The sequence below is a fragment of the Salmonella sp. SAL4457 genome (genome assembly GCF_046548235.1).
GTDB lineage: Bacteria > Pseudomonadota > Gammaproteobacteria > Enterobacterales > Enterobacteriaceae > Salmonella > Salmonella enterica.
The window spans coordinates 1-254 of record NZ_JBGDZO010000895.1 but is presented as its reverse complement, the minus strand read 5'-3'; the positions used below and the strand labels follow the sequence as shown (position 1 = coordinate 254).

Sequence of the window (254 nt, the reverse complement as noted above, 5' to 3'; positions counted from 1 at the left end):
CGTAGGCCTGCTCCAGGCGGTCCAGGGCGCCGTTGAACGCTCCCACCAGCTCGCGCAGCTCGGCCGGCAGCTGCGAGAGCTGCAAGCGCTGCGACAACTGCCGCGGGCTGATCCGCCGGGCCTCCTCGGACAGCCGATGCACCGGCCACAGGCCCAGGCGGGCGATCCAGTGGCCAAGCAACGAGGCCAGCAGCACACCGAGGGCGGACAGGCCGAGCAGCCTTTTCAGGGTGGAGGTCCGCGCCTCATGGAAC

General features: G+C 71.3%; 1 protein-coding gene. It reads right to left on the bottom strand.

Annotated features, from left to right (window positions below):
• Nucleotides 1-254 (bottom strand): HAMP domain-containing protein (locus ACLJNW_RS26780; RefSeq protein WP_410961592.1); only part of this gene is annotated, 254 nt, incomplete at both ends.